This window comes from Mesorhizobium sp. M0159, from assembly GCF_040322295.1.
GTDB lineage: Bacteria > Pseudomonadota > Alphaproteobacteria > Rhizobiales > Rhizobiaceae > Mesorhizobium.
In genome coordinates, this window is sequence record NZ_JAMYTF010000149.1 from 1 (window position 1) to 550 (window position 550).

Genomic DNA, 550 nt, shown 5'->3' on the forward strand with positions numbered 1-550 from the left:
CTTCAGGTGTCAAGATGGGTAAGACGGCTGCCGGAGCTGTGTGGCTCAACGAAGATCGCCTTTCGCCATACGATTACTGGCAATTCTGGCGTAACACGGAAGACGCTGATGTCGTTCGGTTCCTGAAGCTTTTCACCGATCTGCCGATGGACGAGATCGAGCGATTTGGACAGGCTGAAGGAACCGAGCTAAACGCCGTCAAAGAACGTCTCGCCAACGAAGCTACGGCCCTGGCACATGGAACTAACGCCGCCAAACAGGCGGAGGCCACGGCTAGCCAAGCATTTGGGCAGGGCGAAGCCGCAGAGGGGCTACCGACGCTTCATCTAAATGACGCCGAGGGCTTGGCCGGAGTAGCCCTTGTGGATTTGCTGGTACGCGCCGGATTGACCTCCTCCAAAGGGGAAGCGCGAAGGGCGATCTCGGGACGAGGTGTGCGGATCAACGGCAACGTCGTCGAGGTTGATACAATGATATCGTCCCAAGACCTCCCGATCCGGCTTTCGCTCGGCCGGAAGCGCCACACTGTTGTAAAGTAGGGTTTCAGCAA

General features: G+C 57.8%; 1 protein-coding gene. It reads left to right on the forward strand.

The genetic code is table 11. The features are described from left to right. Positions 1-539: tyrosine--tRNA ligase (gene tyrS, locus NKJ32_RS35480; RefSeq protein WP_352830608.1), on the forward strand; the 539-nt coding region annotated here is incomplete at its 5' end. Positions 540-550 lie beyond the last annotated feature (11 nt).